Source organism: Saccharibacillus qingshengii, from assembly GCF_013185195.1.
Taxonomy (GTDB): Bacteria; Bacillota; Bacilli; order Paenibacillales; family Paenibacillaceae; genus Saccharibacillus; species Saccharibacillus qingshengii.
The window spans coordinates 1-1,050 of sequence record NZ_JAAZWC010000081.1 but is presented as its reverse complement, the minus strand read 5'-3'; the positions used below and the strand labels follow the sequence as shown (position 1 = coordinate 1,050).

At 36.2% G+C, this 1,050-nt stretch carries 2 protein-coding genes; both read left to right on the top strand.

The features are described 5' to 3' along the window. Positions 1 to 176: winged helix-turn-helix domain-containing protein (locus HRQ60_RS23430; protein WP_172201032.1), on the top strand; the 176-nt coding region annotated here is incomplete at its 5' end. After that, positions 176 to 1,050, top strand: an 875-nt coding sequence (locus HRQ60_RS23425; RefSeq protein WP_172201029.1) for a sensor histidine kinase, incomplete at its 3' end; no start/stop codon positions are given. The genes HRQ60_RS23430 and HRQ60_RS23425, both read left to right, overlap by 1 nt.

The following is a 1,050-nucleotide window of genomic DNA, read 5'->3' as shown; positions in this document are numbered from 1 at the left end:
TCTTTACAAGAGATGACTTGGTTGAGCGAGTACTTGGTTATGATTTTGAAGGGAGTACCCGTACAATTGATCAGCATATAAAAAACCTTCGTTCCAAGATAGAAAGAGACCCTAGAAATCCATATATGATTCAAACAGTTTATGGAGCAGGCTATCGATTTCAAGGAGATCAATAATGAAAAAAACATTATATACGAAATTGGTTTTTTTGTTTGTTTTCATGGGCATATTATTATTAACACTGACAATGTTAACTTTACTTATCAGTATTCATTATCATATTGGTCTTTATGTCCAACAAGCAGGAACAATTTCCTCTAATATTATTAAGTTAAATCATCACTTGGAGGAAGCGTTACTGCAAACTACATTATGGACGTTTATCATTTCTGTTTTTTTAGCGATTTTTCTTGGCCTACGTATTGCTAAGCAGATTTCTCAGCCCCTTATTCAAATGAAGGAATCAGCCGAGTTAATGCGAAGGGGATTATGGAGTATACGGATTCAGACAAATACCGACGATGAATTAAATGATTTGGCTTCTTCTTTAAATCATCTTGCGGCGCAGCTACAAATACAAGAAGGTTTACGTTCTGCTTTGTCGGAAGATATTGCTCATGAGCTTCGAACGCCCTTAACTACGTTGAAAAGTCATATGCAAGCTTTCCAAGATGGCATATGGGAACCCACACCTAAACGAATCTATTCTTGTTACGAAGAAGTAGAACGACTAATTAAATTGGTGGCAGATTTGGAGAAACTGAATGAAATGGATTCGCCGGAATTTTCCTTGAATTTAAAGAAAGAAAACTTAAATGAAGTAATAGTGAAAAGTATAGAAGTGATGGGAGCTGCATTTGTTGAAAAGCAAGTAGATCTAAAATTTAAAGCAGCTGAACAAATTGTTGTCAATGTGGATCGGGACCGTATTTTACAGGTAATGATCAACGTTTTAAGTAACGCGCTTCACTATACACCCATGGGTGGTTCAGTAAGTGTTCAAGTTTTTAGAGAAAAAGAAAATGTCAGGGTGCAGGTGCAGGATTCAGG